Annotated in this window: 17 protein-coding genes; 13 read left to right on the top strand and 4 right to left on the bottom strand. The window is 68.0% G+C overall.

Annotation, left to right across the window (positions count from 1 at the left end; genetic code table 11):
* Positions 1 to 21: 21 nt before the first annotated feature.
* The 7 genes from tssK (at position 22) to HJG44_RS24485 (ending at position 11,872) form a co-directional block, all read left to right on the top strand.
* The gene (gene tssK / locus HJG44_RS19990; protein ID WP_171220112.1) at positions 22 to 1,359 is read left to right on the top strand and encodes a type VI secretion system baseplate subunit TssK; all 1,338 of its coding nucleotides are present in this window, start codon (positions 22 to 24) and stop codon (positions 1,357 to 1,359) included.
* Positions 1,360 to 1,417: 58 nt separating this feature from the next.
* Entirely contained in the window at positions 1,418 to 2,950 is a 1,533-nt protein-coding gene (gene tssL / locus HJG44_RS19985; protein ID WP_171220111.1) for a type VI secretion system protein TssL, long form, read from the top strand.
* Positions 2,951 to 2,992: 42 nt separating this feature from the next.
* Entirely contained in the window at positions 2,993 to 6,700 is a 3,708-nt protein-coding gene (gene tssM / locus HJG44_RS19980) for a type VI secretion system membrane subunit TssM (RefSeq protein WP_171220110.1), read from the top strand.
* Between the two features lie 2 nt (positions 6,701 to 6,702).
* Positions 6,703 to 7,392: a type VI secretion system-associated protein TagF gene (gene tagF, locus HJG44_RS19975; protein WP_171220109.1), complete on the top strand. Its 690-nt coding sequence runs from the start codon at positions 6,703 to 6,705 to the stop codon at positions 7,390 to 7,392.
* A 37-nt stretch (positions 7,393 to 7,429) separates the two neighbouring features.
* On the top strand, positions 7,430 to 8,296 hold the full coding sequence (locus HJG44_RS19970; protein ID WP_246736386.1) for a PP2C family protein-serine/threonine phosphatase: 867 nt from the start codon (positions 7,430 to 7,432) through the stop codon (positions 8,294 to 8,296).
* Positions 8,293 to 10,128, top strand: a complete 1,836-nt coding sequence (locus HJG44_RS19965) for a serine/threonine-protein kinase (protein ID WP_171220108.1) — start codon at positions 8,293 to 8,295, stop codon at positions 10,126 to 10,128. Before HJG44_RS19970 ends, HJG44_RS19965 begins: the two co-directional genes overlap by 4 nt.
* Before the next feature lie 91 nt (positions 10,129 to 10,219).
* On the top strand, positions 10,220 to 11,872 hold the full coding sequence (locus HJG44_RS24485; RefSeq protein WP_430395079.1) for a transglycosylase SLT domain-containing protein: 1,653 nt from the start codon (positions 10,220 to 10,222) through the stop codon (positions 11,870 to 11,872).
* A gap of 55 nt (positions 11,873 to 11,927) precedes the next feature.
* Here HJG44_RS24485 and HJG44_RS19955 read toward each other — a convergent pair whose 3' ends face one another.
* The 4 genes from HJG44_RS19955 to HJG44_RS19940 form a co-directional block, all read right to left on the bottom strand.
* Positions 11,928 to 12,455 (bottom strand): hypothetical protein, encoded by a 528-nt coding sequence (locus tag HJG44_RS19955; protein WP_171220107.1) that lies wholly within the window; start codon positions 12,453 to 12,455, stop codon positions 11,928 to 11,930.
* A 154-nt stretch (positions 12,456 to 12,609) separates the two neighbouring features.
* The gene (gene tagH, locus HJG44_RS19950; protein ID WP_171220106.1) at positions 12,610 to 14,169 is read right to left on the bottom strand and encodes a type VI secretion system-associated FHA domain protein TagH; all 1,560 of its coding nucleotides are present in this window, start codon (positions 14,167 to 14,169) and stop codon (positions 12,610 to 12,612) included.
* Between the two features lie 157 nt (positions 14,170 to 14,326).
* Positions 14,327 to 14,887 carry a DUF6931 family protein gene (locus HJG44_RS19945; RefSeq protein ID WP_171220105.1) on the bottom strand — a complete coding sequence of 187 codons (561 nt, stop codon included), beginning with the start codon at positions 14,885 to 14,887 and terminating at the stop codon, positions 14,327 to 14,329.
* A gap of 9 nt (positions 14,888 to 14,896) precedes the next feature.
* On the bottom strand, positions 14,897 to 16,756 hold the full coding sequence (locus HJG44_RS19940) for a type VI secretion system Vgr family protein (RefSeq protein ID WP_171220104.1): 1,860 nt from the start codon (positions 16,754 to 16,756) through the stop codon (positions 14,897 to 14,899).
* A gap of 83 nt (positions 16,757 to 16,839) precedes the next feature.
* Between HJG44_RS19940 and HJG44_RS19935 the strand changes: the two genes are divergently transcribed.
* The 6 genes from HJG44_RS19935 (at position 16,840) to tssF (ending at position 24,022) form a co-directional block, all read left to right on the top strand.
* Positions 16,840 to 17,388 (top strand): OmpA family protein, encoded by a 549-nt coding sequence (locus HJG44_RS19935; RefSeq protein WP_171220103.1) that lies wholly within the window; start codon positions 16,840 to 16,842, stop codon positions 17,386 to 17,388.
* A 57-nt stretch (positions 17,389 to 17,445) separates the two neighbouring features.
* Positions 17,446 to 18,882 carry a type VI secretion system protein TssA gene (locus tag HJG44_RS19930; RefSeq protein WP_171220102.1) on the top strand — a complete coding sequence of 479 codons (1,437 nt, stop codon included), beginning with the start codon at positions 17,446 to 17,448 and terminating at the stop codon, positions 18,880 to 18,882.
* Positions 18,883 to 19,052: 170 nt separating this feature from the next.
* Positions 19,053 to 19,583: a type VI secretion system contractile sheath small subunit gene (gene tssB, locus HJG44_RS19925; protein WP_171220101.1), complete on the top strand. Its 531-nt coding sequence runs from the start codon at positions 19,053 to 19,055 to the stop codon at positions 19,581 to 19,583.
* 79 nt (positions 19,584 to 19,662) lie between these two features.
* Positions 19,663 to 21,168, top strand: a complete 1,506-nt coding sequence (tssC, locus tag HJG44_RS19920) for a type VI secretion system contractile sheath large subunit (RefSeq protein ID WP_171220100.1) — start codon at positions 19,663 to 19,665, stop codon at positions 21,166 to 21,168.
* 276 nt (positions 21,169 to 21,444) lie between these two features.
* Positions 21,445 to 21,951, top strand: a complete 507-nt coding sequence (locus HJG44_RS19915) for a type VI secretion system baseplate subunit TssE (RefSeq protein ID WP_171220370.1) — start codon at positions 21,445 to 21,447, stop codon at positions 21,949 to 21,951.
* 109 nt (positions 21,952 to 22,060) lie between these two features.
* Positions 22,061 to 24,022: a type VI secretion system baseplate subunit TssF gene (gene tssF / locus HJG44_RS19910; protein ID WP_171220099.1), complete on the top strand. Its 1,962-nt coding sequence runs from the start codon at positions 22,061 to 22,063 to the stop codon at positions 24,020 to 24,022.
* The last annotated feature ends 31 nt before the right edge of the window (positions 24,023 to 24,053 follow it).

Here is a 24,053-nt window from a genome sequence, read left to right as displayed (position 1 = left end):
AAGGCAGAACAGGGAACGCGGATGTCCTGGACGAGCAAGGTCGTGTGGTCCGAAGGGCTGTTCCTTCGGCCGCATCACCTTCAGCAGAGCGACCGCTACATGGAGGCCCTGCTCGAAAGCCGGGTCCGCCACATCACGCCCTATCCCTGGGGCTTCTCCACGATCGAGATCGACCGGGACCTCGCCCAGCAGAGCAAGTTCTCGGTGCGCCGCGCCACAGGCATCATGCCGGACGGAACGCCGTTCGACGTCCCGGGTTCCTCGCCGCTGCCTCCGCCCATCGACGTCCCGGAGACCGCCGGGAAGCAGCTTCTCTGGCTGTCGCTACCGCTCGCGGCCGCGAACACGCGCGAGGTCGAGGACGCCGAGGCCGAGAGCGCCGCGCGCTATTATCCCGCGACGGAGGTCCTGATCGACGCGGCCTCTCCCATGCGGGTGGAGGAGGAAATCGACGTAGCCCATCCGCGTCTCGCCTTCGAGCTGAGGCGGACCGGCAAGCCCGGCTATGTCAGCCTGCCGATCGCGCGCGTACTGGAGGTGCGCGACCGGACGATCGTATTCGACGAAAAATTCGCTCCGCCCGTCCTGAGCTGCGCGGCGCATCCGGTCGTGGACGGCTGGATCGACCGCGTCATCGGCTGGATCGACAACAAGCTGGAGGAGCTTGCCCGCTACGCCGCCGATCCGACGGCGGGCGGTGGGCTGCAAAGCGCGGACTACTTCGTTCTCCAGCTCCTCAACCGCCACATCCCGGTGCTGAAGCACTTCAGGCAGTCCCGGTACATCCACCCCGAGCGGCTCTACGAGGAATTCCTGCGGATCGCAGGGGAGCTTGCGACCTTCGCGACCGCCGAGCGGCGCGCCCGCACCTACCCGGCTTACGATCACGACAATCTGGAGGAGGTGTTCACGCCGATCGTCCGGGACATCCAGGACTTCCTGTCGGCCCAGCTCGGGCGCCGGGCGATCCGGCTGGAGATCATCGAGCGTGCGCCGAACGCCTTCGTGTCCACGATCCGCGACCGCAACCTGTTCCGGAACGCAGCCCTTGTTCTCGAGGTCGCGGCCCGCCGCCCGCTCACCGAGATCCAGAGCCAGTTTCCGCATCTCTTCAAGGTCGGTCCCAACACGAAGATGAACGAGATCGTCCACGCCCACCTTCCGGGCGTCGGCCTCGTCCATCTGCCGACGCCACCGCCGCAGATCCGCGCGATCACCGACCACGTCTACTTCCTGCTCGACCGGCAATCGCCGCTCTGGCCGGAATTCTCGGTCGCGAGCTCGATCGGCATGCATTTCTCGGGCGACTGGCCGGAGCTCGAACTGGAGCTCTGGGCAGTGCTGGAGGGGCGGCGATGACCTCCGTCCGGGCGAGGCTACCGGCCGGCCAGACGGCTCACCTGCGGGGAGGCGGCCCATGAGCAAGCCCTTCGATCCGTTCGGCAGGAGCGATCGCACCATCATCATGCCGAACCCGGGCGGGCGCCGGGCGGAACCGGCCCCTCAGCCCAGCCCGCCGCAGGCCCCGGGCCCCGGCGCCCCTCCCCCGCCGTCGCATTTTCCGCCGCCTCCTCCGCCCCCGCCGCAGCGCGCGGCTCCCGTCGCCCCGAGCTCCCAGCCCGCCTTCGCGCCCGCCTCCTACGGTGCAGTGCCTGGTGCGCCTTCGACCGGAGAGGATGCCTGGGCCTTCCCGCAGCCCGCCGCACCGCCACCTCCCCTTACAGCCGCAGAGCGCCAGCGTGCGCTCGTCCTGAAGCGGGACGTGGTCGTCGCGCCGAACGAGAACCCATTCCTGCGCGCCGGAGGACCGCTCCTGCTCCTGCTCGGGCGGCTGCGCGTGCAGCTCTCGCGCGCCTCCTTCGCGAACCTGATGGAGCAGGTCGCGGCGACCATCGAGGATTTCGAGCGCGACACCCGCACGGCCGGCATCTCGGCCGAGCAGACCCGGGTCGCGAAATACATCGTCTGCGCCACCGCCGACGACATCGTCCAGAACATCCCGACGGACGACCGGCACGTCTGGACGCAGTATTCGATGCTGTCGCGCTTCTTCGGCGAGCGCATCGGCGGGGTCAGGTTCTTCGAGGAGCTCGAGCGGGCGAAGGTCGACCCGGTCGGCAACTACTACCTGCTCGAGCTGATGCATGCCTGCCTCGCGCTGGGCTTCCGCGGCATCCACGGCACCTCGGCCGGCGGCCCGGCGGCGCTGCAGACGATCCAGCGCAACCTCTACGAGCTGCTCCGCCGTACGCGGCAACCGAACAGGGAGATCTCGCCGCGCTGGCAGGGCCAGGCGATCGCGGCCGCGATATCGCGCTTCCAGGTGCCGGTCTGGGCGGTGGCATCCGTGGTCGGCGTCCTGCTGCTCGGGCTCTTCTTCATCCTCCGCATGCTGCTCGCCGGCGGGGCGGAGGCCGCCGCAACCGCGATGGTGACCGTCCACCCGATCGGCGAGGTCGGCATCCAGCGGCGCATCTACACGCCGCCGCCACCGCCGCCTCCCCCTCCACCGCAGAGCCAAGTGGCGCGCTTCCGCGGCGTGCTCCAGGCGGAGGTCGCGAGCGGCAACATCTCCGTCGCGGAGACCGGCAATCAGGTCGTCATCCGCATTGCGGCCGCCCTCTTCGCTCCCGGCCAGGCGGATGTGAAGCCGGAATTCGCCGCACTCATCCATCGCCTGACCGCACTCCTCGACAAGGAGCCAGGCGCGCTCAAGGTCGTCGGCCACACGGATTCGCAGCCGATCAAGAACGTCCGCTTCCCGTCCAACTTCCACCTCTCGCAGGAGCGAGCAAAGGCGGTGGCGGGCCTGATGAAGGCGAAGCTGACCCGGCCCGAGCGGATCGAGGTGGAAGGCAAGGGCGCCGACGTGCCGATCGCCCCGAACGACACCGTGGAGGGGCGCGCGAAGAATCGGCGCGTCGAGATCCTCATTCCCCGGAGCGCGTGACGGCGCTCGCATGAGCACCGTCAGCGCCGAGAGGCAGGCCCGATGAACTGGAAGACCTGGCTCAGATACGCATTCACGCTGATCGGCGCATTGGCGCTGGCCGCGCTGATCTGGTGGGCGGGCCCACTGATTGCGATCCGGGATATGCGTCCGCTCGAAGGCTTCTGGCTCCCCCTCGCCCTCTGCGCGGCGGTGATCCTGACCGCCTTCGGGTTCATCGGCTGGGACATCTGGAAGCGATATCGTGCAGCCCGGGCGATCGAGGAGGCGCTCGCCGCTTCCGAGGAGAACACCAGCGACGGCGCCATCCTGAGCGAGGCGATGCGGGACGCGCTCGCGACGCTGAAGAAGGCGCGCGGCAAGGGCGATTATCTCTACGAGCTGCCCTGGTACATCATCATCGGCCCGCCCGGCTCGGGCAAGACGACGGCGCTCGTCAATTCGGGGCTGAAGTTCCCGCTGAACAGCGGCAAGACGCCCGAAGCGGTCGCCGGGATCGGGGGCACCCGCTATTGCGACTGGTGGTTCACGGAAGAGGCGGTGCTGATCGACACCGCCGGCCGCTATACGACGCAGGATTCGGACACGAAGGCCGACCGCGCGAGCTGGCTCGCCTTCCTCGATCTCCTCAAGAGGAACCGGCCGAAACAGCCGATCAACGGCGTCCTGATCGCGATCAGCCTCGACGATCTCCTCAGCGCGAACGAGACGGAGGTCGAGGCGCATGCCAACGCCATCCGCAAGCGCCTTCTCGAGCTTCACGAGCGGCTGGGGGTCGACTTCCCGGTCTATGCGCTCTTCACGAAGGCCGACCTCGTGGCCGGCTTCAACGAGTTCTTCGGCCACCTCTCCGAGCCCGACCGCCGGATGGTCTGGGGTCATACCTTCCAGACAGCCGACAAGACCCGGAACATGATCGGCGAAGTACCGGCCGAGTTCGACGCGCTGGTCGAGCGCATGAACGAATGGCTGCCCGACCGGCTGCAGGAAGAACCGACGCCGACGGCGCGGGTCGTCCTCTTTGGCTTCCCCAGCCAGATGGCCGCGACCAAGAAGCACGTCGTGGATTTCCTGAACAAGGTGTTCGAGCCGAGCCGCTATCACGCCAACGCGACCCTGCGCGGCTTCTACTTCACCTCCGGCACGCAGCAGGGCACGCCGATCGACCAGCTCATCGGCGCGCTGTCGCGCTCCTTCGGCTCGGAGGATTTCGGAGCGGCGAGCTATTCGGGGCTGGGCAAGAGCTACTTTCTGACGGATCTCCTCAAGAAGGTGGTGATCGGGGAGGCCGGCTGGGTCTCGACGAACCGCGCCGCCGTGCGCCGCGCGACGATCCTGCGGGTCGCCGGCTATGCCTCCATCGCGCTCGTGTCGGCGACACTCGTGGGCCTCTGGTGGACGAGCTATCTGCGCAACAACCAGCTCATCCAGCAATCCAACACCCAGCTGACGAAATATCGGGGCGAGGCGACGGACATCCTGCGGGAGACCGTCGTGGCGGACCGCAACTTCGCCAAGGTGCTGCCGCTTCTCAACACGCTGCGCTACCTGCCGACCGGCTACGCGATGCGTGAGGACGGCACGCCAGTGCTGGCGACCATGGGGCTCAGCCAGCGCGAGCGGCTGCAATCCGCCTCCGAGACGACCTATCACACAGGGCTCGAGCGCATGTTCCGCTCGCGCCTCATCTTCCGGATGGAGGAGCTGCTCGAGGCGAACCGCAACAATCCGAGCTTCATCTACGAGGCGCTCAAGGTCTATCTCATGCTCGGCGGGCGGCCGGAGGCGCCCCCGGATCGCGAGCTCATCGTCAACTGGATGCGGCGCGACTGGGCGGAGACGCTCTATCCGGGCGCCGGCTTCGCCAAGGGGCGGGAGCTGCTGGAGCAGCATCTGGTCGCGATGCTCGATCTCGAGGACGGCTCGCCACCGCTCGTGACCGTCAACCAGTCGCTCGTCGAGGACTGCCAGCGCACGCTCGCGCGGCTGAGCGTCGCCGAGCGCACCTACGAGCTCCTGAAGTCCCAGGCCCGAACCGCGACCCAGCGCGACTGGACCGTGCTCAGGGCAGGCGGTCCGGACGCCGGCATCGTGTTCGAAGTGGTGGGGGGCGGCGATCTCGAGTCGGTCAGGGTGCCGTTCTTCTTCACCTATGACGGGTTCTTCGAGGCCTTCATCGACCGCTTCGGGGACGTGGCCGAGGTCGCCGACCGGGACCGCTGGGTCCTCGGCGAAGCCGGGCGCCAGCAGGCCTATACAGCGCAATACGGTTCGCTCTTCACCGACCTCCTGAAGATCTACGCGCGCGAGTTCACGCCCGCCTGGACCACCGCACTCAACCGGTTGAAGCTGCGCCCTCTCGCCCAGGACAAGCCGCGCTACACGGCCCTGCAGGCGATCTCGGCCCCGACCTCTCCCCTGAAGCAGGTGATCGAGTCGCTGCGGGACGAGACACGCCTCACGCGCGAACGTCCGACCGCGCGGCCAGGCGCCCGGGCCGGCCAGGGGGGAACCCAGGCTGCGGCCGACCCGCGCACCGGCCGTGCCAAGGCGATCCTCGCCGAGGCGGGCGTCCGGCAGGTCGAAACGCAGATGCAGAACGTCCTGCCATCGAGCGTGGCGAACACCGCCTCCGCACTTGGGCGCCTCGCCCTGGAGAACACCCTGAGCGGCCGCAGCGGCGGGGGCGGCGGCGCGGGCGTGCAGCCGGACCGCTTCACGATTCCCACCAACGAGGCGCCAGGTGCCAATATCGAGGCGGGCTTCCGGCAGTTCCACCTGCTCCTTGAGGGCGATGCCGGGCGGCGCACGGTCGACGTACTGATCCAGAACCTGAACGAGCTCAAGAACGCGGCCCTGGAGGCGACCAACCCGTCGACGGCGCAGGCGGCGAACACCAACCTCGTCACCCAGACCCGGAACCTGCGCTCGCTGGCCTCGCGCTTCCCGCCGCCCTTCGAGCCCATGATCCGCGGCATCGCGAACGAATTCGAGGGCAGCGCGACCGGCGCCGCCGTCTCGCAGCTCGCCCAGATGCTGGCCGATCAGGTCACGCGCGACTGCCAGCAGATCGTGACGAACCGCTACCCCTTCACGCGCGGGAGCGAGCGCGAGGTGCCGATCGCCGATTTCGCGCGCCTCTTCGCTCCGAACGGGATCATCGACAAATTCTTCCAGACGAATCTCGCGCCGCGCGCCGACCGTTCCCGCGCGCAATGGACTTGGCGGCAGGACGATCAGATCGCGCGCTCGCTCTCGGCCGCGACGCTGCGCGAGTTCCAGCGCGCGGCGGAAATCCGCGACGCGTTCTTCGGCACCGGCGGCAACATGCCCTCGATCACCATGGCCGTGACGCCGCTCACGCTGACGGGCGACGCCGCGCGCGCTAAGCTGGATATCAATGGAACGGCCGTGGTCACGCAGCAGGGCATCAATGCGCCGTCGACCGTGCAATGGCCCGGCCCCACCGGGCTTGGACGGACGGCGATCATCCTGGAGGGCCAGACGCTCGGCGGCGGCTTCTTCGGCGGGGGGCAGACGACCCCGCCGCAGCTCCTCGCGGAGCGGACCGGGACATGGTCGCTGTTCCGCATGCTCGATTCCGGCTCGGTGCTGCGGCAAGGCGACAGCGTGGTCGCGACCTTCGTGGCCGGCGGGCGCGAGCTCTCCTACCGTTTCAACGTGAGCTCGATCCTGAACCCGCTCGTGCTGCCCGCGCTCCGCGAGTTCCGCTGCCCGACCGGAATCTGACCTTGCGCTGCGGCCTCTACGGCAAGCTCCCGTCCAAGCGGGACTTCATCGCCATCACGACGCCCAAGGAGTTCCTTTCGGCCTGGGAACCCTGGCTCCAGGGCGGCATCTCGGCAAGCCGCATGAAGCTTGGGTCCGCCTGGCAGGACGCCTTCCTGCGCGCGCCGATCTGGCGCTTCTGGCTCGGCGGGGAGATCTGCGGCGGCGCGGTCCTCGGCGCGATCATGCCTTCGGTGGACGGCGTTGGCCGCTACTTCCCCCTAACGATCTTCGCCCGAGCGGAGCCCGGCGACGAGTTGCCCCCGCCCGAGATGGAGGCCTACGAGCTCTGGCTCGAACAGGCCGAGAACCTCCTGCTTTCGGCGCTGAACGAGGAGACGAGCTTCGAAGCCCTCAGCACCGCCTTCGAACGCTTCGCCGCCCCGCAACCGGGACCTGCCCCGCCACTTGCCACCGAGGGCCTGGTCCGGACGCGGGACGGCACCGTCGTCGCGAACGCCTCATCGGCGCAGTTCGGTACGATCCTGGCCGATCTGCGCCGGCTCGATCACGCCCGTCTCTACGGCAGCGCGACCTTCTGGTGGACGCTCGGCGGCGAAGGCTTCGCGCCGCAGGTGATCGTCGGGCGCAGGATGCCCGACCCGTACCTATACACGGGCATGTTGACGGGCCGCTTCGACGAGACGCTATGATCGGCGGGCTCACGACCCGGCTTCGGCCGACAACCGGATGACGACCGCCATGGCGTCCGAGCACCATCAGGTGGGCCTCAACGACCCCGCCGAATATGCGGCCGCCTTCGACGTGGGTGCGACCAGCCACCCCGGTCGCGTGCGCCAGGTCAATGAGGACAGCTATCTCGTCGCGCCGGCGAACGGAATTTTCGCCGTGGCTGACGGGATGGGCGGGCACGAGGCCGGCGCGCTCGCAAGTGCTACGGTCGTGCAGTCGCTGGAAACGATCGGAACCGCCGTCTCGGCCGCGGATCTGCTGGCCCGGCTCGAGGACCGGATCCTGCGCGCCAACATGGCGCTGCACGAGATCGCGACGCAGAGGGGCAAGATCGTCGGCTCCACCGTCGCGATCCTGCTCACCTTCGAGGATCACTTCGCCTGCGTCTGGTCCGGCGACAGCCGGATCTACCGCGCCCGCGACGGCGCGATCCTGCAGCTCTCGCGCGACCATACGGAGGTCCGCGACCTGCTGGAACGGGGACTCCTGACGCCGGAGGAGGCCAAGGTCTGGCCCCGCCGGAACGTGATCACGCGCGCGATCGGCGTGCGAGCCGAGCCGGAGCTCGAGCTCGAGCACGGATCCCTCGTCCCGGGGGATGTCTTCGTGATCTGCTCGGACGGCCTGACCGGGCATGTCGAGGATCACGAGATCCTGGCCTGCGTCGGACGAGGGGGCGCCCAGCAGGCGACAGACGCGCTCGTCGAGCTCACGCTCGAGCGCGGCGCCACCGACAACGTGACGGTGGTGGTCGTGCGGTTTGAAGGCGTCGCGGCCAAGCGGCCGGCACCGGATGCGTCGGATACGGTCGTGATAGGTGGAACGAGGCAGCGCTCGAATGCCCGGGCGGAGACCATGCAATGACCGACGAGACGGTCATCGCGCCCGGACCGTTCAGCCGGATCACACCGGGCTACAGGCTGAACGAGATCTACGAGATCGACAGTCTGCTTGCGACCGGCGGGATGGGCGAGGTCTATCGCGGCCATGCCATCGAGACGGGGGACGAGGTCGCGATCAAAACGATCCGGCCCGAATTCGCCCAGAACGCGGCCGCACTCGCGCTCTTCAAGCGAGAGGCCTCCGCTCTCCGCAACCTCTACCACGAGGCGATCGTCCGCTATTTCGTCTTCTCCATCGACCGGGGCCTGCCCTACCTGGCGATGGAATTCGTGGAGGGGAAGTCGCTCTCCGAGTTCCTGCAGAAGGGCCCTCTGAACCTCGAGCAGCTCCGGGTTCTGCAGAAGCGGCTCGCCTCGGGCCTGCAGGCCGCACACGAGCTCGGCATCATCCACCGCGACGTCTCGCCCGACAACATCATCCTCCCCGGCGAGAACCTCGCCAGAGCCAAGATCATCGATTTCGGCATCGCCCGCTCCGGCCAGGGCGAGGGGACGGTGATCGGCAGCGGCTTCGCCGGCAAGTTCAGCTACGTCTCCCCGGAGCAGCTTGGGCTCTTCGGCGGCAACGTCACCGCGCAGTCCGACATCTACAGCCTTGGGCTGGTCCTCGCGGAAGCCGCGCTCGGCAAGGCGATCGACATGGGGCACAGCCATGTCGACGTGATCGAGAAGCGACGCCGCGTGCCCGACCTCACCGGCGTCGATCCGCGCTTCCGGCCGCTCCTGCAACGGATGCTGCAGCCCAATCCCAAGGACCGGCCGGCCAGTATGTCGGAAGTGGTCGAATGGGCGCCGAGCGGCGGGCGGCGCGGGGCGCGGGGCATGAAGGGCCTCGCCATCGCGGCGGGCGTGCTGCTCCTGCTCGGCGGCCTCGGCGGAGCGGGATATCTCCTCGCTCCGCAGCTGCGGCAGCTCGTCCCCGGTGGCGGCGGCGCCCCGGCGGCCATGTCGGGTCCCGGCGAGCGGATGGCGGGGCTGCCGAGCGCCTCGGACGCGAGTCCCGGCCGGAGCGCCGAGCCGGCCCCCCCACCGGATGGGGGCGAGGCGCTGCTGCCGCAAGCGCCGCCGCCTCGGACCGAGCCGCAGCCCGAGCCGCCGGCCGAGATCGCGAACCTGCCGCCGGCAGCGGCTCCCGCTCCGCCCCCGCCCGAGATGCCGCGGGCGGCTGGCCCAGCGAGCCCGGACCAGGTGGCGAGCTTCCTTCGCGACTACACGGGCGGCGACTGCTTCTTCGTCGCGCCGATCGCGATCGCCGCCCGTGAGGCGCGCATCGAGGCCTTCGGGGCAAGCCCGACGCCCTTCGTCGAATTCGACACCGCCTTTCAGCGCAACCTGGGTTTCGAGCCGGAGATCGGCCTGCGGCAGGTGACCAGCGCCCAATGCCCTGCGGTGGAGTTCCTTGCCCGGAAGGCGACGCAGCGCGGCAGCCGCGCGCCGCGCCTCACCATCCAGTCCGACCGTCTGCGCAGCGGCCAGGAACTGCGCGGCTCCGTCGACGGTAAGGCCGATGCCAATGTCGAGCTCCTGCTGGTCGCGGATGACGGGCTCGTCCACAGTCTCGGCCCCTTCGCAAAGCGGAGCGGGGACGCGATCAATTTCAGCCTGCGGCTCGAAGCGAGCTCCGCCGGCGAGAAGCCGCAGCTCGTGATCGCGATCGCCTCGCCGCGGCCGCTCCCAAGCCTGAAGCTCTCCGGCCCGGCGAATGCCGACAGGTTCTTCCGGCAGCTTCAGGACGAGACCTCGCGGGGGCAGGTCTCCGGCGTGGCGACGCGCTACTTCAAGCTCGGAGGCTGATCCCCGGGTCGAAGAGGCGCGGCCGATCGGCTAGACTGCCGACGGAGAGGCCAGCCTCGATCGCGGGGCGGGCACCGCTCAGGATCGTCCCTTGCGGAACGCGAAGGCGCTCGACGCGCAGCTGACCGAGGAGGCCTGCCTCCAGGCGCTGCTGCGCCTTCAGCACGGGGATGGGCCGTGCAAGGCCTGCGACACCCGGGCGGGCTATGCCTTCGTGCCGAAGCGCCGAGCGCTGGCCTGCAGGGCCTGCGGGCTTATGAGCTTCCCGACCGTGGGAAGCCCCTTCGCGCGGCCGGAGCCCACGCTCAGGCATTGGTTCCTGGCGATCTACATCGTCGCCGGGCAGGACCGCATGACCGCCCGCGACCTCCGTCGCGAGCTGGGCGTGCCGGTCCAGACGGCGGAGTTCCTCCATTCGGGAGCGGAGCAGCTCAAGGCCGAGAGCGAGGCCGGGATGAACCAGGTCGACTGGTTCGACGGTGTGCGCGACTTCACCGAGAACCTCGCCGCCCAGCCGGAAGTGCTGCGAACCGCCGAGACGCTGGCGCAGCGAAGGAACGGACTCCTGGCCGCTCTGGCGGAGCGCTGGCAATATGTTGCGATCGGCGGGATCGCCGGCCTCGCGGCGCTCGCTGCCGGGATCGGCTGGCTGCTCGTGCCGGAGGTCCCCGAGGAGGATCAGGAACTCGTCCAGGCGACCGCGATCCTGTCGCTCGCCTCCGACCGGCCCGTCCTCATCGTCTCGGCCGAGGTCGCCGAGCAGCTCTACGAGGTGGAGGATATCGAGGCGGATTCCTCGAGCTCCGTCATGCCGTCGATCCGACTCGCCCCCTCCGTCGGCGATAGCAAGGCCGCGAGCCTCGCCGAGGCGAAGCCCCTGTCGGCTCCGTCCGTGAAGCTCGCCCCCTCGATCGGGCAGTCGTTGCTCAAGGGCGACCTCTCGGCCGTGAAGGACAAGGGCGGCCGGCAGCGGCCCGAGCTCGCAGCCTACAATGCGCTCGCCCTCGAGCTCGAAGCCAAGGGACCGCGCAACCCCGACGAGCTCCTGGCCTTCGGTCCCATGAAGATCAGGCGGCATCTCGTCGAGAAGATCATCCGCGCCTCGCGCCTGACGCAGGTGGACCCCGTTCTGCTCATGGCGATCGCGGACAAGGAATCGAGCTTCGCAACGGAGATCCAGGCCCAGACCTCCTCGGCGACGGGCCTGTTCCAGTTCATCGAGCGCACCTGGCTCGGCGTCGTGCGCGATTTCGGCACGGCCTACGGCCTCGATAGGGAGGCGAGGCTCGTCCAGAGCGGGCCCCTGGCGCCCGCCGAGCGCACCCGCATCCTGGATCTCCGGCGCGACGCCTATCTCTCCGCGATCTTCGCGGCCGAGATGCTGAAACGGGATTCTCTGCGCATCCAGAGGCGCATCGGGCGCCCGCTCACCGGCGGCGAGGTCTACCTCGTCCATTTCCTAGGGCCGGACGGAGCCGAACGCCTCATAGACCGGGTGGCGAACGCACCGACCCTGGCGGCGGCGGAACTCCTGCCGAAGCCGGCGGAGGCGAACAAGACGATCTTCTACACGAGCGCGCCGGATGGCGGTGCCAAGAAGCTCTCCGTCTCGGAGGTGAAGGACAAATTCGAGACGATGATCTCGCTCAGGCTCGATCGCTACCGGAACGTCCATGGCGTCGCCGCGGGCGACAAGAACCGGAGGCGCGGAGAGCAGGACGCGACCAGGCGGACCCGCCAGTAGTCCCTACCGGACGGAATGCCCGGGCGCGCTCGGCCGGCCCGGACGGCTCAGCCGGTCAAAAGCCGACGCCGAGCAGCGTGTAGCGCATGCAGCTCATGCCGGAGCAGCGGCTCGAGCGGGAGGCCGCCGGGGCATCGGTCTGCGCAGCGACCGCCGGCCGCGGACGCGCGGGAGCCGCCGCGATCCTGACCGGAGCCGGCCTCGCTAAGGCGGTCCGGACAGGGGCCGGACGGATGGCGGGGCGAGCCTTCGGCGTTGCGTGGTTCGTGGCAGCGGGGGCGCTCTCGGCGGACGGGGCCGGGCCCGGAGCCGCACGCTCTGCCGTGACCGTCGTCTCGCGCGAGGCCAGACCCATCAGACGCGCCACGTCGTTGTAGCAGCGGGTCGCCTTGTCGAACATCTTCTGCGCCTCGAGCGGCTGGCAGACCAGCTCGACATGGCGCTTGGCCCAGGCGAGCCGGGCTTCCGCGGTGGTGTTCGGCGCGGGAGCCTGCGCCAGGGCGGCGGTGGCGAGGAGACCGGCCAGGCCGGCGCCGAGCGCCAGCGCCAGCGCCAGCGCCAGCGCATGGGACCTGCGCGACATGGTTCGTCTCCTGTGAGCGTCAAGGAGTAGCGGAGTTCGGTCCTGCTGTCATCCCGAACGGAACCTTGCCGCGAAGCTTTGCCCTGTCACGGTTGCAAATTCATTGCGTGCTGTCGTTTCGATCACACCGCGGCCCAAGACGTCGCCAAGCAGCTTAGCTCCCGCCTCCGGTCTTTCCCCCGCCCCGGTCGTAGCATTCGGCGAAGAACATCATGAAGGCGTCCACCATGCCATCCTCATGCGGCGAGGTCAGCGTATCCCAGCGGGTGACATAGAGGTCCCACAGCTTCGCCTTCTTCGATCCGAGCAGGCCGCCGATGCCGCGGTCGCCCCCGATCGATTCCTCGATGGCGGCGGGGTCGAGGTCCTCCATGAGCAGGCGCAAGGCGTGCTGCATGGCGGAGTAAGTCTTCACCTGGTGGACCTTGAGGTCCTTGAAACTCTGCTCGAGCGCCCGCCTCGCATCGAGATAGCCGCTGGACGGCCGGCCCAGCATGATCTTCAGCGCGTCGTCGATCGTCGGCGAGAACTTCAGCGGATTGTTGTCGAGCGCCTGGATCATAGTGTGGCTGCCGGTCCTGGCGGCGCGCTTCGATTCCGCCCGGGCCGAGAGGAGTTGCTTCAGATTCTCGGCCGCAAGCCTCGTGAGGACGCCGAGTTCCTCCGCCATGTCGCCGGGATCCCGCCAGTCGAGGATGTCGGCCGGCACGCCCGCGCCTTTGGCGAAACGGGCCACGAACTCCGCCGCAGCGGACGGAGAGCCGGGGGCCGGCCGAGAAGTCGTAGGGAAGGACTCGGCGTCGGGCGCGAGAACCGGTGACACCGGGCCCGGGGCGCGTGCGCGATCCGGGCCGAGCGAGGGCCGCCCCCAGGGATTGTCGCTCGCAGGGGGGGCGACGGGCTGAAGCGGCGGGGCGGCCCATTCGGCCGCAGAGGTCGGAGGAGGAGGCGCCGGCCAAGCGTCGGGAGCCGGTGCGGGAGGAGGCGGGTCGAAGGCCGGCGCCGTCCAACTCGCGGGAGCTACCGGCGTCTCTGGAGCGTCCCACGGGCTGGTCCCGGGGGGCGGCGCAACCGGCCGGCGGGGGCTCGGCATCGGAACGGCGGGGGCGGCCGGCGGAGGCGGCGCGGATGGCCCTTTCGCCCAAGCCATGTCCTCGAAGGAAGGCGGCGGCGGTACGGGGTACGAAGGCGCCTCATGGGCGAAGCCGCCCGGCGATGGCGGGGGAACGTCGATCGCCCATTCCCGGAAATCCGCCTGGACCGGGCGGGACTCGCGCGCGGGCCGCAATTCCCTGGGCGAGATGGGCGGAGCCGCATCGAAGGCGGCGTTCCAGTAGTCGGCCGGAGCTGCCGGCGTGACCGCACCGCTACCGGACGGCTCGGCGGCAGCCTCCTCGCCATCGATCCTGACCAGGATCATGTAGCGGCCGATCTCGATACGGTCGCCGTCCCGAAGCCTGTGCGCCTCCTGCATCCGGGACGCGCTGCGGTTCAGGAAGGTGCCGTTGCGGGACACGTCGTGCAACCAGTAGCCGCCATCCCGATAGCGGATCTCGCAATGCTTGCCCGAGACGGTGCGGGTGGGATCGGGCAGGCACCAGTCGAGATAGGCGTCGCGGCCGATATCGATGCCCCGCTTGCCCGTAATCGTGTAGCTCAGCGGACCCCCGTCCGGCAGGCTCGTCTCGTTCTCGATCGTGAGGTGAACCGCCATCTTGCCGAACCCCATCCCGGCCGCACCGCATGGCGTGACGGGTCAGCCGACGCAGAACCACGCTCCATGCCGGCTCCGTTTATAGCACGAGGCGGTCGGGGGTGGCGCGCGACGATCGCGCCCGACGAAGTGCTGCGTCAAAGTGTGGCCTGAGACGTCAGGCGCCTTGCGCCTCGTGCTGCATCAGCCTGAGCCCGCCCTCGACGCAGAAGTTCAACCGCGGTGCCCGCTCCTTCGCGCCGACCCGGGCGAGGGCCACCAGGATCGCGGTGCGGACCGCCTTGGGCGTCATGTCGGGCTTGCTCGGCACCGAGGCTCCGCCGAGCAGCGAGATGTTGCCTCCCGACCAGCCCGCCCCCAGCGCGAGCCAGGGCGTCGGCCCGCGCCGGTCGCTCTCGTTGCCGAGGGTAAGCGCCGCGATCCGATGCTCGTCGTCAGGCTCCCGCACCCAGGCTTCCGCTGCAAGGAGCGAGGGGTCCTCCTCGCCCGGCCTGATCTCCGCGACCGCGCGCACGCATTGGCAGCCCCACCAGACCGCCTCGCGCCGCGCCAGCGCATAGGCGCAGAAGGTGAGCGCATCCTCCGGCGTGTCCCCCGCCGCAAGATTGCGCACGAACGCCGTCGGCGCGTCCGCGGTCGCCGCGCTCCTGATGTCGTCCGCCAGGCCGGGGAACGACTCGAAGACCTCCCGGGCGGTCAGGAAACGCAGGCGCGACATTCCTCGGCCTCAATTCAGCTTGATCATCGGAGCGTTCTGGGTGATCTCGGCCGTGCCTTCGAGCTTGATCTGCCCGGCCTCGACCTTGATCTCCGAAGGAGTTATAGTGATCTTGCTCGTCCCGCAGATTACCTCGATCCTCTTCTTCGCCTCGATCTTGATGCTGTCGGAGACGTTGACGTCCCAGTCGCCGTCGCTGATCTTGAGCTTGTCGGTCCCGTGAACGAGCTCCGTCGAGCGCGACGGGTCGCTGCTCCCGCCCTTGAAGTTCTCGGCGATCCGCCGCTTCTCCGTGTTCCGGATGTTGGAATCGAGGTCCTTCTCGGCCCTGAACTGGACCTTTTCCTTGTCCTTCGAGTCGTCGAAGATGAACTCGTTGTAGCCGCCATGACCCAGCGTGGAGTCCGTCTTCACGCCTGAGATGTTCTTCTTGTCCGGCAGCGGCGTGTAGGGATACGGGAAGTCGCTGTTGTAGACCGCGCCGGTGACGAGCGGCTGGTCCGGGTCGCCTTCGAGGAACTCGACCACGACCTCCATGCCGACGCGGGGGATGACCTGCCATCCCCACTGCTTGCCGGCCCACATCTGCGCCACCCGAACCGCACGCGAGCAGGAATCGTTCTTGTCCTCGCGATTCCAGTGGAAATTCACGAAGATGCGGCCCTCCTTGTCGACGTCGATCTCCTCCTTGGAGCCCTTCGACTCGGTGACCACGAAGGCCGTCTGGGGACCATAGACGCGCGGCCTCGGCGTGAGCTGCGGCGCCCGGAACGGGCGCGCCTTGTCCTGGAACTCGTACTGTCCCCGATAGACCTCTTCCGCGTCCCCGCCCGGACCGGAGCGGTAATCCTCGGCCACGAAGGCGTGATTTGCCCGAACGACGAAGTATTCGCCCGAATCCGCCCTATGCCCGATGAGCGAGAATGTCGCGCCCGGATAGAGGCTGACGGCGTCGCCCGAGGCGAACTTGCGGTGATCGAGCGACTGCTCGGCCTCGAGCCGTACCCGGGCGAGGTGCTTCCCCTGCGCCTCGGTCGTGAAGCGGCCGGGAGAGTCATAGGCTTCGAGCCGCGAATGCTCGTAGCCCTCGGTTCCATCCTTGTCGGCGACGAGCGTCCGCTTGGCGGCCTGCATATAGTCGTAGTCGCGCAGTTCCACCCGACCGGTCCGGAACCGCCGTTCGGCGCGCCACTCGTAGATGTGTTCGCGATCGCGCCGGTCCTGCCCGGCCAGCGGGTTGTAGGGCAGGACCGATCCGCCTCCGCCGAACTGGGCCGAGGGCAGATCCGACAGCGAGTCGATGAGATGAAGGACGTGATCGTCCTGCTTGTGCTCGAAATACCAGTAGATCCCGTATTCCTCGGCGAGCCGCGCCACAAAGGCGAGGTCGGTCTCGCGATACTGGGTGACGTATTCGAGCTCCTGCGTGGCCTCGCGGATCTTCATGATGACTTTGGAGCGGAAGCCGTTATCCGTGAAGACGATGTTGAAGATCTGCTCCAGGGTCTTGCGCTTGAAGATGCGGCTCTTGGCGATCCGCCCGGTGAGCCAGAACCAGGGCCGCAGCGTGAGGCGGTAGGCGTAGCGCTCCTGGCGCGCGCCGATCCACTGCGCCTCCGTCAGGACGCCGCTGAACTGCCGCTGGCCACCATTGTAGGACTCGAACGAGACCGAGCAATTCTTTCCGATCCCGCCGGTGAAATCGATATCCATGTCGTCGCTGAGAGCTTCGGCCCGATATTCGAAGAGTTCGCTCAGTCCCTCCACACCCTCGAAGCGATGCAGAAGAAGTCGATCCTGACCGAGCGGCGTCGTGAGCTTTGCGATCCTCTTGGCCTGGGTCGCGGAGCTGTCGATTTGGACGGGCATGAGTCGCTCTCGACTGAACCGGCTCGCTTGACGCGGCGGAATGCCTCAGCCATATTCGAGGTGCTGTTTTCGGGCAACTCGCGATGTGCAGTAAGATTTTGTTCCCGCTGGCAGCCCTTGCGGCGGCTGGCCTGGGACAAAGCGCCTTTGCCCAGGCAAACCCGAGACCGGCCTACAAGGCGTCCGACATCGTCTCGCACTTCGCTCCGCAGCCGGATCTCGGCCCGCCGCGCGCGCTCTGCATCGGGACCGAGAGCGAATGCGCCAAGGCGATCGCTCCGAAGCCGAAACCGGCCGGCAATTTCGATCTCGTGGTCAATTTCGAGTACAATTCAGCGACGCTGACCAAGGCGGCGAAAAGCAATCTCGACGAGTTCGCCAAGGCCCTGAAGGACCCGCGCCTCGGCTCCGCCGCCTTCCTGGTCGAGGGGCATACGGACGGCAAGGGGAGCGACGAGTTCAATCTCGATCTGTCCACACGGCGCGCCAATGCCGTGGTGGAGTACCTGACGGCCCAAGGCGTCGACACCGCCCGGCTGGAGGCAAAGGGCTACGGCAAGCAGAAACCGATCGGCGGCAATCCGCTGGCTTCGACGAACCGCCGGGTGGAGACGCGGCTTCGCACCGAGTAGAGGTTCGAGCGAGCAGCGTCCGCCGCTTACGGCAGGGCGTGCCGGAGCCCGCCTCGGATGGCGACCCATAGCTTAGCGGTCCTGACGGAGCCGCTTTCGGCCACCGATCCTTGCGGGCCGGACCTCGACCTTGAGGGCGATCCCGATTTCGCGAATTTCGTAGCGCGCGCCGAGGGCCTTTTTCCGGCCTCCTTCTTCACCCGGGACGACGAGGGCCGCCTCCAGCCCTTCGACAGGTCGACCATCGACTTCGGGTCGGAATTCAAGACGCTCGACCGGCTGCTCGGAGAGACGCGGGACCTTCGCCTGCTCACGATCTATGGTCGCCTGCTCGCGCTGAACCGCGACCTGGCGGGCTTCGCGTCTTGCATGGAGGCCGTGGCGGCGCTCCTGCGCGAGCGCTGGGCCGAGGTGCACCCGAAGGGCGAGGACGGCGACTACAGCCTGAGGGTTGCGGTCCTGCAGGCGCTCGACGACAACCCGAGCGTCGTCCTGCCGCTGCAGCACATCCCCCTCGTGGTGAGCCGGCGCGCGGGCCCTATCAGCTATCGGTCCATCATGGTCGCGAACGGCGAAATGAAGCCGCGCGACGACGAGACGGCGGTGGATCGCGGAACGGTCGAGCGCGCCTTCGGCGAGGCCGAGCTCGAGCTCCTGCAGGCCACGGCGGCCGATCTGCGCAGGATCGTGGACGGGGCCAAAGCGATCCAGGCGATCACCATCGAACGGGCGGGCTACGAGCAGGCCGCCATCCTCGAGAAGCTGCCGCCCCTCGCCAAGAAGATGCTGGAGGCGGTGGAAGGAGCGCTCGCCGCACGCGACCCGAGCGGCGCCCAGCCCGCATCCGGGACGTCCGGAGGCGCCCTCCCCGCCGCAGCCGGGGCCGGGCCGGCCCCCTCCCCCGCAATAGCCAGCGGCCGTGTGACGAGCCTGGCCGACGTCCGCGACGCCCTCGCTGCGCTCAACGGCTATTTTCGGCAGTTCGAGCCGTCGAACCCCGCCGCGATCCTGGTTCAGCAGGCGCAGAGGCTGATGGGGAAATCCTTCCCGGAGGTCGTCCGCATTCTCGTGCCGGCCTACGCTGACCAGGCGCGGATCCAGCTCGGAGCCGAGAGGCTGTTCGGCCTTAGCTTCGAGCAATTCCCCGACCCGCAGGAAGCCTGGGCCGCGGAGGAGCCCGCCAAGAACTCTGACGACGGCGGCTGGTCCTCCTGGTCGTCGGACGAGAGCGAGGGAGCCGGCGGGAGGGACGAAACGGAGAATGCCGGGACAGAACAGGCGGAGAGCGAGGATACGCCCGCGCGGCCGCTCATCGAGGTTAAGAGCCGGGCCGATGCCGCGTCTCTTCTCGATCAGGTCAGCAGTTTCTACCGTTCGGCCGAACCATCCAGCCCTATCCCGCTCCTGACCGAGCGGGCGCGCGGGATGATCGATCGCGATTTCATGACGATTCTTAAGGACGTCTTGCCCGACCTCGTGCCCAGGTCGGAATGAAGGTTGATATCGCGTTGACGCGGGGGTGGTTTTCGCCTTCAATCCCCGAGACGGGAGTTCCGGATCAAGGTCGGGCGACTTTTTCTGGGACCGCGACACAATCCGGAAACAGAACGGCACGAAACAAGGCCGCCGGGTCGTAACCACGGCGGGACAGCGGGGGCAGGACCATGGCCGACACGGGTCAGAAGTTCATCAAGCGCAACCGCCCGCCGCGCGTGCATATCACGTACGAGGATCCCTACGACGCAGAGAAGAAGATCGAGCTGCCCTTCGTGATGGGCGTCATGGCCGATCTTTCCGGCAACGATCCCGGTGTCGAGAAGGCGGATATCGCCGACCGGAAATTCACTGAATTCGACATGGACAATTTCGACCAGAGGATGGCCGCCATCCAACCTGGCGTGAAGTTCCGCGTCGAGAACAAGCTCGATCCGGACTCGAAGGAACAGCTCTCGGTCGCCTTGCGCTTCAACAAGATGGAGGATTTCAGTCCCGCCTCCGTCGCCCGGCAGGTCCCGTCTCTCGCGAAACTCCTGGAGGCGCGCGAACAGCTCTCGAACCTCCTCCGCTACATGGACGGCAAGGTCGCCGCATCCGACCAGCTCAAGGCGCTGCTGAAGGACCCCGACCTGATGAAGGCGATCGAGTCCCGCATGGCCGAGAAGAGAGGCGAAGACGGCGCCGAGAAGGACGCCTGAGGCGCCGCCGAGGCGTGTCGGGGAGCGGACCGCGCCGACGCGCCGCCGCCCAGGCTAGACGGAATCTGACGAGGCGAACATGTCTTCACAACTTGCCGATGCCGAACGCCAGGGCGCAGTCGTCGAGACGGCGGAAGCCGACGAGTTCGCAAATCTTCTGAAGCAGAGCTTCAAGCCGCGCACGGAACGTGCGGCGACCGAGGTAGAGAACGCCGTCGGCACGCTGGTCCGGCAGGCGCTCTCGGACACGAGCCTGATCAAGGACGATGTCCTCGACACGATCGAGGAAATGATCGCGCGTATCGACGAGAAGCTTACCGTTCAGGTGAACGAGATCCTCCACGCGGAGGAGTTCCAGAAGGTCGAGAGCGCCTGGCGCGGGCTGAACTACCTCGTAATGAACTCGGAGACGGATTCCACTCTGAAGATTAGGGTGATGAACGTCTCCAAGAACGAGCTCGCCCGCAACCTCAAGCTCTTCCCTGGCGCACGGTGGGACCAGAGTCCGATCTTCAAGAAGATCTACGAGGCGGAGTTCGGCCAGCTCGGCGGCGAGCCGTTCGGCTGTCTCGTAGCCGACTATTATTTCAGCCACCTGCCGCAGGACGTGCAGCTCCTGCGCGACATCTCCAAGGTGGCGGGCGCGGCGCATGCGCCCTTCTTCGCGGGCGCAGACCCGACGCTGCTCGGGATGGACAGCTTCACCGAGCTCACCAACCCGCGCGACCTGGGCAAGATCTTCGACACGCCGGAATACGCCGCCTGGAAGTCGCTGCGCGACAATCCCGATTCCCGCTACGTCGGCCTGTGCATGCCGCGCGTCCTGTCCCGCCTGCCCTATGGGGCCAAGACCGAGCCGGTGGAGGAGTTCGCGTTCGAGGAGGAGACAGACGGTCACTCGGGCGAGAAATACGCCTGGATGAACGCGGCCTATGCGATGGCAGTGAACATCAACCGCGCCTACAAGGAATGCGGCTGGACCGTCCGCATCCGGGGCGTGGAATCGGGCGGCGAGGTGATCAACCTGCCCACCCACACCTTTCCGACCGATGACGGCGGGGTGGACATGAAATGCCCGACCGAGATCGCGATCAGTGATCGGCGTGAGGCCGAGCTCGCCAAGTCCGGCCTGATCCCGCTCATCCACCGCAAGAACTCCGACAAGGCTGCCTTCATCGGCGCGCAGTCGCTCTACAAGCCGAAGGCCTATTTCGGGGAGAAGGGCGTGGAGGCGACCGCTTCCGACAATCTGTCCTCGCGCCTCCCCTACATGTTCGCGGTGTCGCGCTTCGCCCATTACCTCAAATGCATGGTGCGCGATAAGATCGGCTCGACGAAGGAGAAGGCGCAGCTCACCAAGTGGCTGCAGGAGTGGATCAACCAATACGTCGACGGCGATCCCGCCAACTCCACCGAGCAGACCAAAGCGCGCAAGCCGTTGGCCGATGCCCGTGTGGACATCTTCGAGGACGAGGAAAACCCGGGCTACTACACGGCCAAGTTCTATCTCCGGCCGCATTATCAGCTTGAGGGCATGGACATCGGGATGAGCTTGGTGTCCCGCCTCCCGGCAGCGAAGCAATAGGCCAAGGACGGTTCCGCCGGCCCCGAGATCGAGGCCAAGTGGGGACATCCAGAAGAACACCTCGGCGTGACGAGCGGCGGCGGGCGCTCGCTCGCTGCTTCATTCGTGGCCCGCTCTCCGCAGGAGGCGGGCTGACCAGGCGCCGCTCAGCAGCGGCGCTTTCGTTTTACGGGTCGCGGGCTCGGGGCATCTCCTCTGGAGCCGCGTGATGTCGGGCGAGAGGGTGAAGCTGCGATGGCTGGTCCAGGCAAGTCCACCCGGATGCGGACGCCTTTCATGGCGGCGTTCCGGCAGGCCTTCGAGGAGCGCGATGCCAAGCAGCGCATCGACGAGCGCGACGAGGCCGGCGAGCGCGTCGTCGCCGGACGTCGTGCGACCGGCCGGGCGACGATGTCGGAAGCGGCGCTCCAGCGCGCGGTCGGGGAGGATCTCGAAAACCTCATGAACACGATCAATCTCGATGCCACGATCAAGCTCGACGAGCACGAGGCGGTGAGACGCTCGATCCTGAATTACGGCTTCGCGGACGTCGTGCATCGGACGATCGACGAGATCGGCGTCAACGATATCGGCGAGGAGATCCAGACGGCGCTCAGGACCTACGAGCCGCGCCTCCTACCCGGATCGATCCAGGTCCTCCGCGACCGGAGCGTGACCGCGGACGAGCTCAAGATCAGGTTCATTGTGCGTGCCGACCTCAACTGTGACCCGCTGAACCTCCCCGTCGAGTTCGTCGCCGACCTGGAGCGGGACACGGGCAAGATCACCATCAAGCGCCGGTGAACCGAGGTGGTGACACCCGCCGCTCCGATCCGCAGGGCGAACGCGAGATGATCCGGGCAGGGCTCCGCCGGCATGGCATGGTTGAACGGCGCAGGCCGATCTCGGCCACATGAACCGGGAGTTCCTCGATCTCTACAACCGCGAGCTGAAGCTCCTCCAGGAGCAGGCGCGCGAGTTCGCGGAGGAATATCCCGGCATCGCCGAGCGGCTCGGAGGGCTGGTCGAGGACCGCTCCGACCCGATGATCGCGGGCCTGCTGGAAGGCGCGGCGTTCCTGGCCGCCCGCGTTCAGCTGAAGCTCAAGCACGAATTCCCGGAATTCACGAGCAACCTCCTCGAACAGCTCGTCCCCAACTACCTGGCCCCGACACCCTCGGCCCTGCTCGCAAGGGTGCAGCCGCCCTACGGCGATCCCGGGCTGCGGGAGGGACGGCGCATTCCGCGCGGTGCCTATCTCGATGCAACCTACCGCGAGCGCGAGCGCCGGGTCGCCTGCCGCTACAGGCTCGCCACGGACATCACGCTCTGGCCATTCGACATCACGGCGGCGGAGTACCTGGGAAGTCCAGGACCGCTGCAGGCGCTCGGCCTCTCGACCGGCCCGGAGGTCGCCTCCGGGCTGCGGCTCTCGCTCACGCACCGTGCCGCTTCACGCCCCGAAGACGAGCCCACGGACAACGAGGCCGCGAAGGACCCGGCGACACGGTTCGCCGGCTGCGGGCTGCGCGAGCTGCCTGTCCACGTCCTCGCGCCCGAATCCGACGCGGTCGCGATCTGCGAGCAGATCTTCGCCGACCGGGTCGGCGTTCATCTGCGCTTCCTCGACGAGTTCGGCGACCCGGTGGTGCTGGAGGCGCCGGCCGATTGCGTGCAACCTGTCGGGTTCGCGCGCGAGGAGGCGCTCATCCCCAATGACGGGCGCATCTTCGAGGGCTTCGACCTGCTGCGCGAATACTTCATGTTCCCGCGCAAGTTCCTCGCCTTCCGCCTCACGGGCCTTGCACCTCTGATCGCGCAGGCGAAGGCGAAGAGCATCGACGTCCTCTTCACGTTCAACGAGGTGAACGGCCGGCTTCTCTCGGCGGTACAGACTCCCGCCTTCGCGCTCTATGCCGCGCCGGCCGTGAACCTCTTCGAGATGCAGCTCGACCGCGTGCCCGTCAGGGCGCGGCAGCACGAATACCACCTGATCCCCGACCGCAGCCGCTATCTCGACTTCGAGCTGCACCGAGTTCTCGACGTCCATGCCCATTATGCCGGCCGGCCGGAGAAGGTGCCGGTCCAGCCGCTCTACTCGGCTTCGGGCAACGGCAACGGCCAGGCCGGGCTCTTCTACACGATCCGCCGCCTTCCCCGCCGACGCTCCACGCGCGAGCGGACCTATGGCGTGACCTCGGATTACACCGGCACCGACATGTTCCTGTCCCTGCTGGAGCCAGCCGGGATCGATACCGATCCGCGCGTCGCCGAGCTCAGCATCCGCGCGCTCTGCTCCAATCGCCACCTGCCCGAGCAGCTGCCGGTCGGCGAGGGCGGCGCGGACTTCCGGCTCGCGGACGACGCGACGCTCGACGTGATGTGCGTCTCCGGGCCGACGCTGCCGCGCGAGCCCATCGTCGCCCAGATCCGCAGCCGGACGGAGACGGTGCATACGGGCGCGGTCACGTGGCGGCTCATCAACATGCTGAGCCTGAACCACCTCGGGATCGTCCAGCGCGGGGCGGGAGCCGGCGCGCGGGCGCTCCGCGAGATGCTGACGCTGTTCGCCGACCTGACGGATTCCGCAACCGAGCGGCGCATCCGCGGCATCCGCAGCGTTGACAGCCGCGCGGTCGTGCGCCGGCTGCGCCAGCGGGCGGGCACCGGCACGGCGCGCGGCACGGAGATCATCGTGACGCTCGACGAGAAGGCCTTCGAGGGAACCGGCCCTTTCCTGCTCGGTGCGATCCTCGATCGCTTCTTCGCGGAATACGCATCGCTCAACCACTTCACCCAGACCGTCATCCGCACCGTCGAGCGAGGGGAGATCATCCGCTGGCCGCCGCGCGCCGGATCGAGGCGGCTCCTGTGACCGCGATTTCAGTCTCCGCCCGCGCAGAGGT

The organism is Enterovirga aerilata (assembly GCF_013044135.1).
Classification (GTDB): Bacteria; Pseudomonadota; Alphaproteobacteria; order Rhizobiales; family Beijerinckiaceae; genus Enterovirga; species Enterovirga aerilata.
This window is presented reverse-complemented; position numbering and strand designations above follow the sequence as displayed.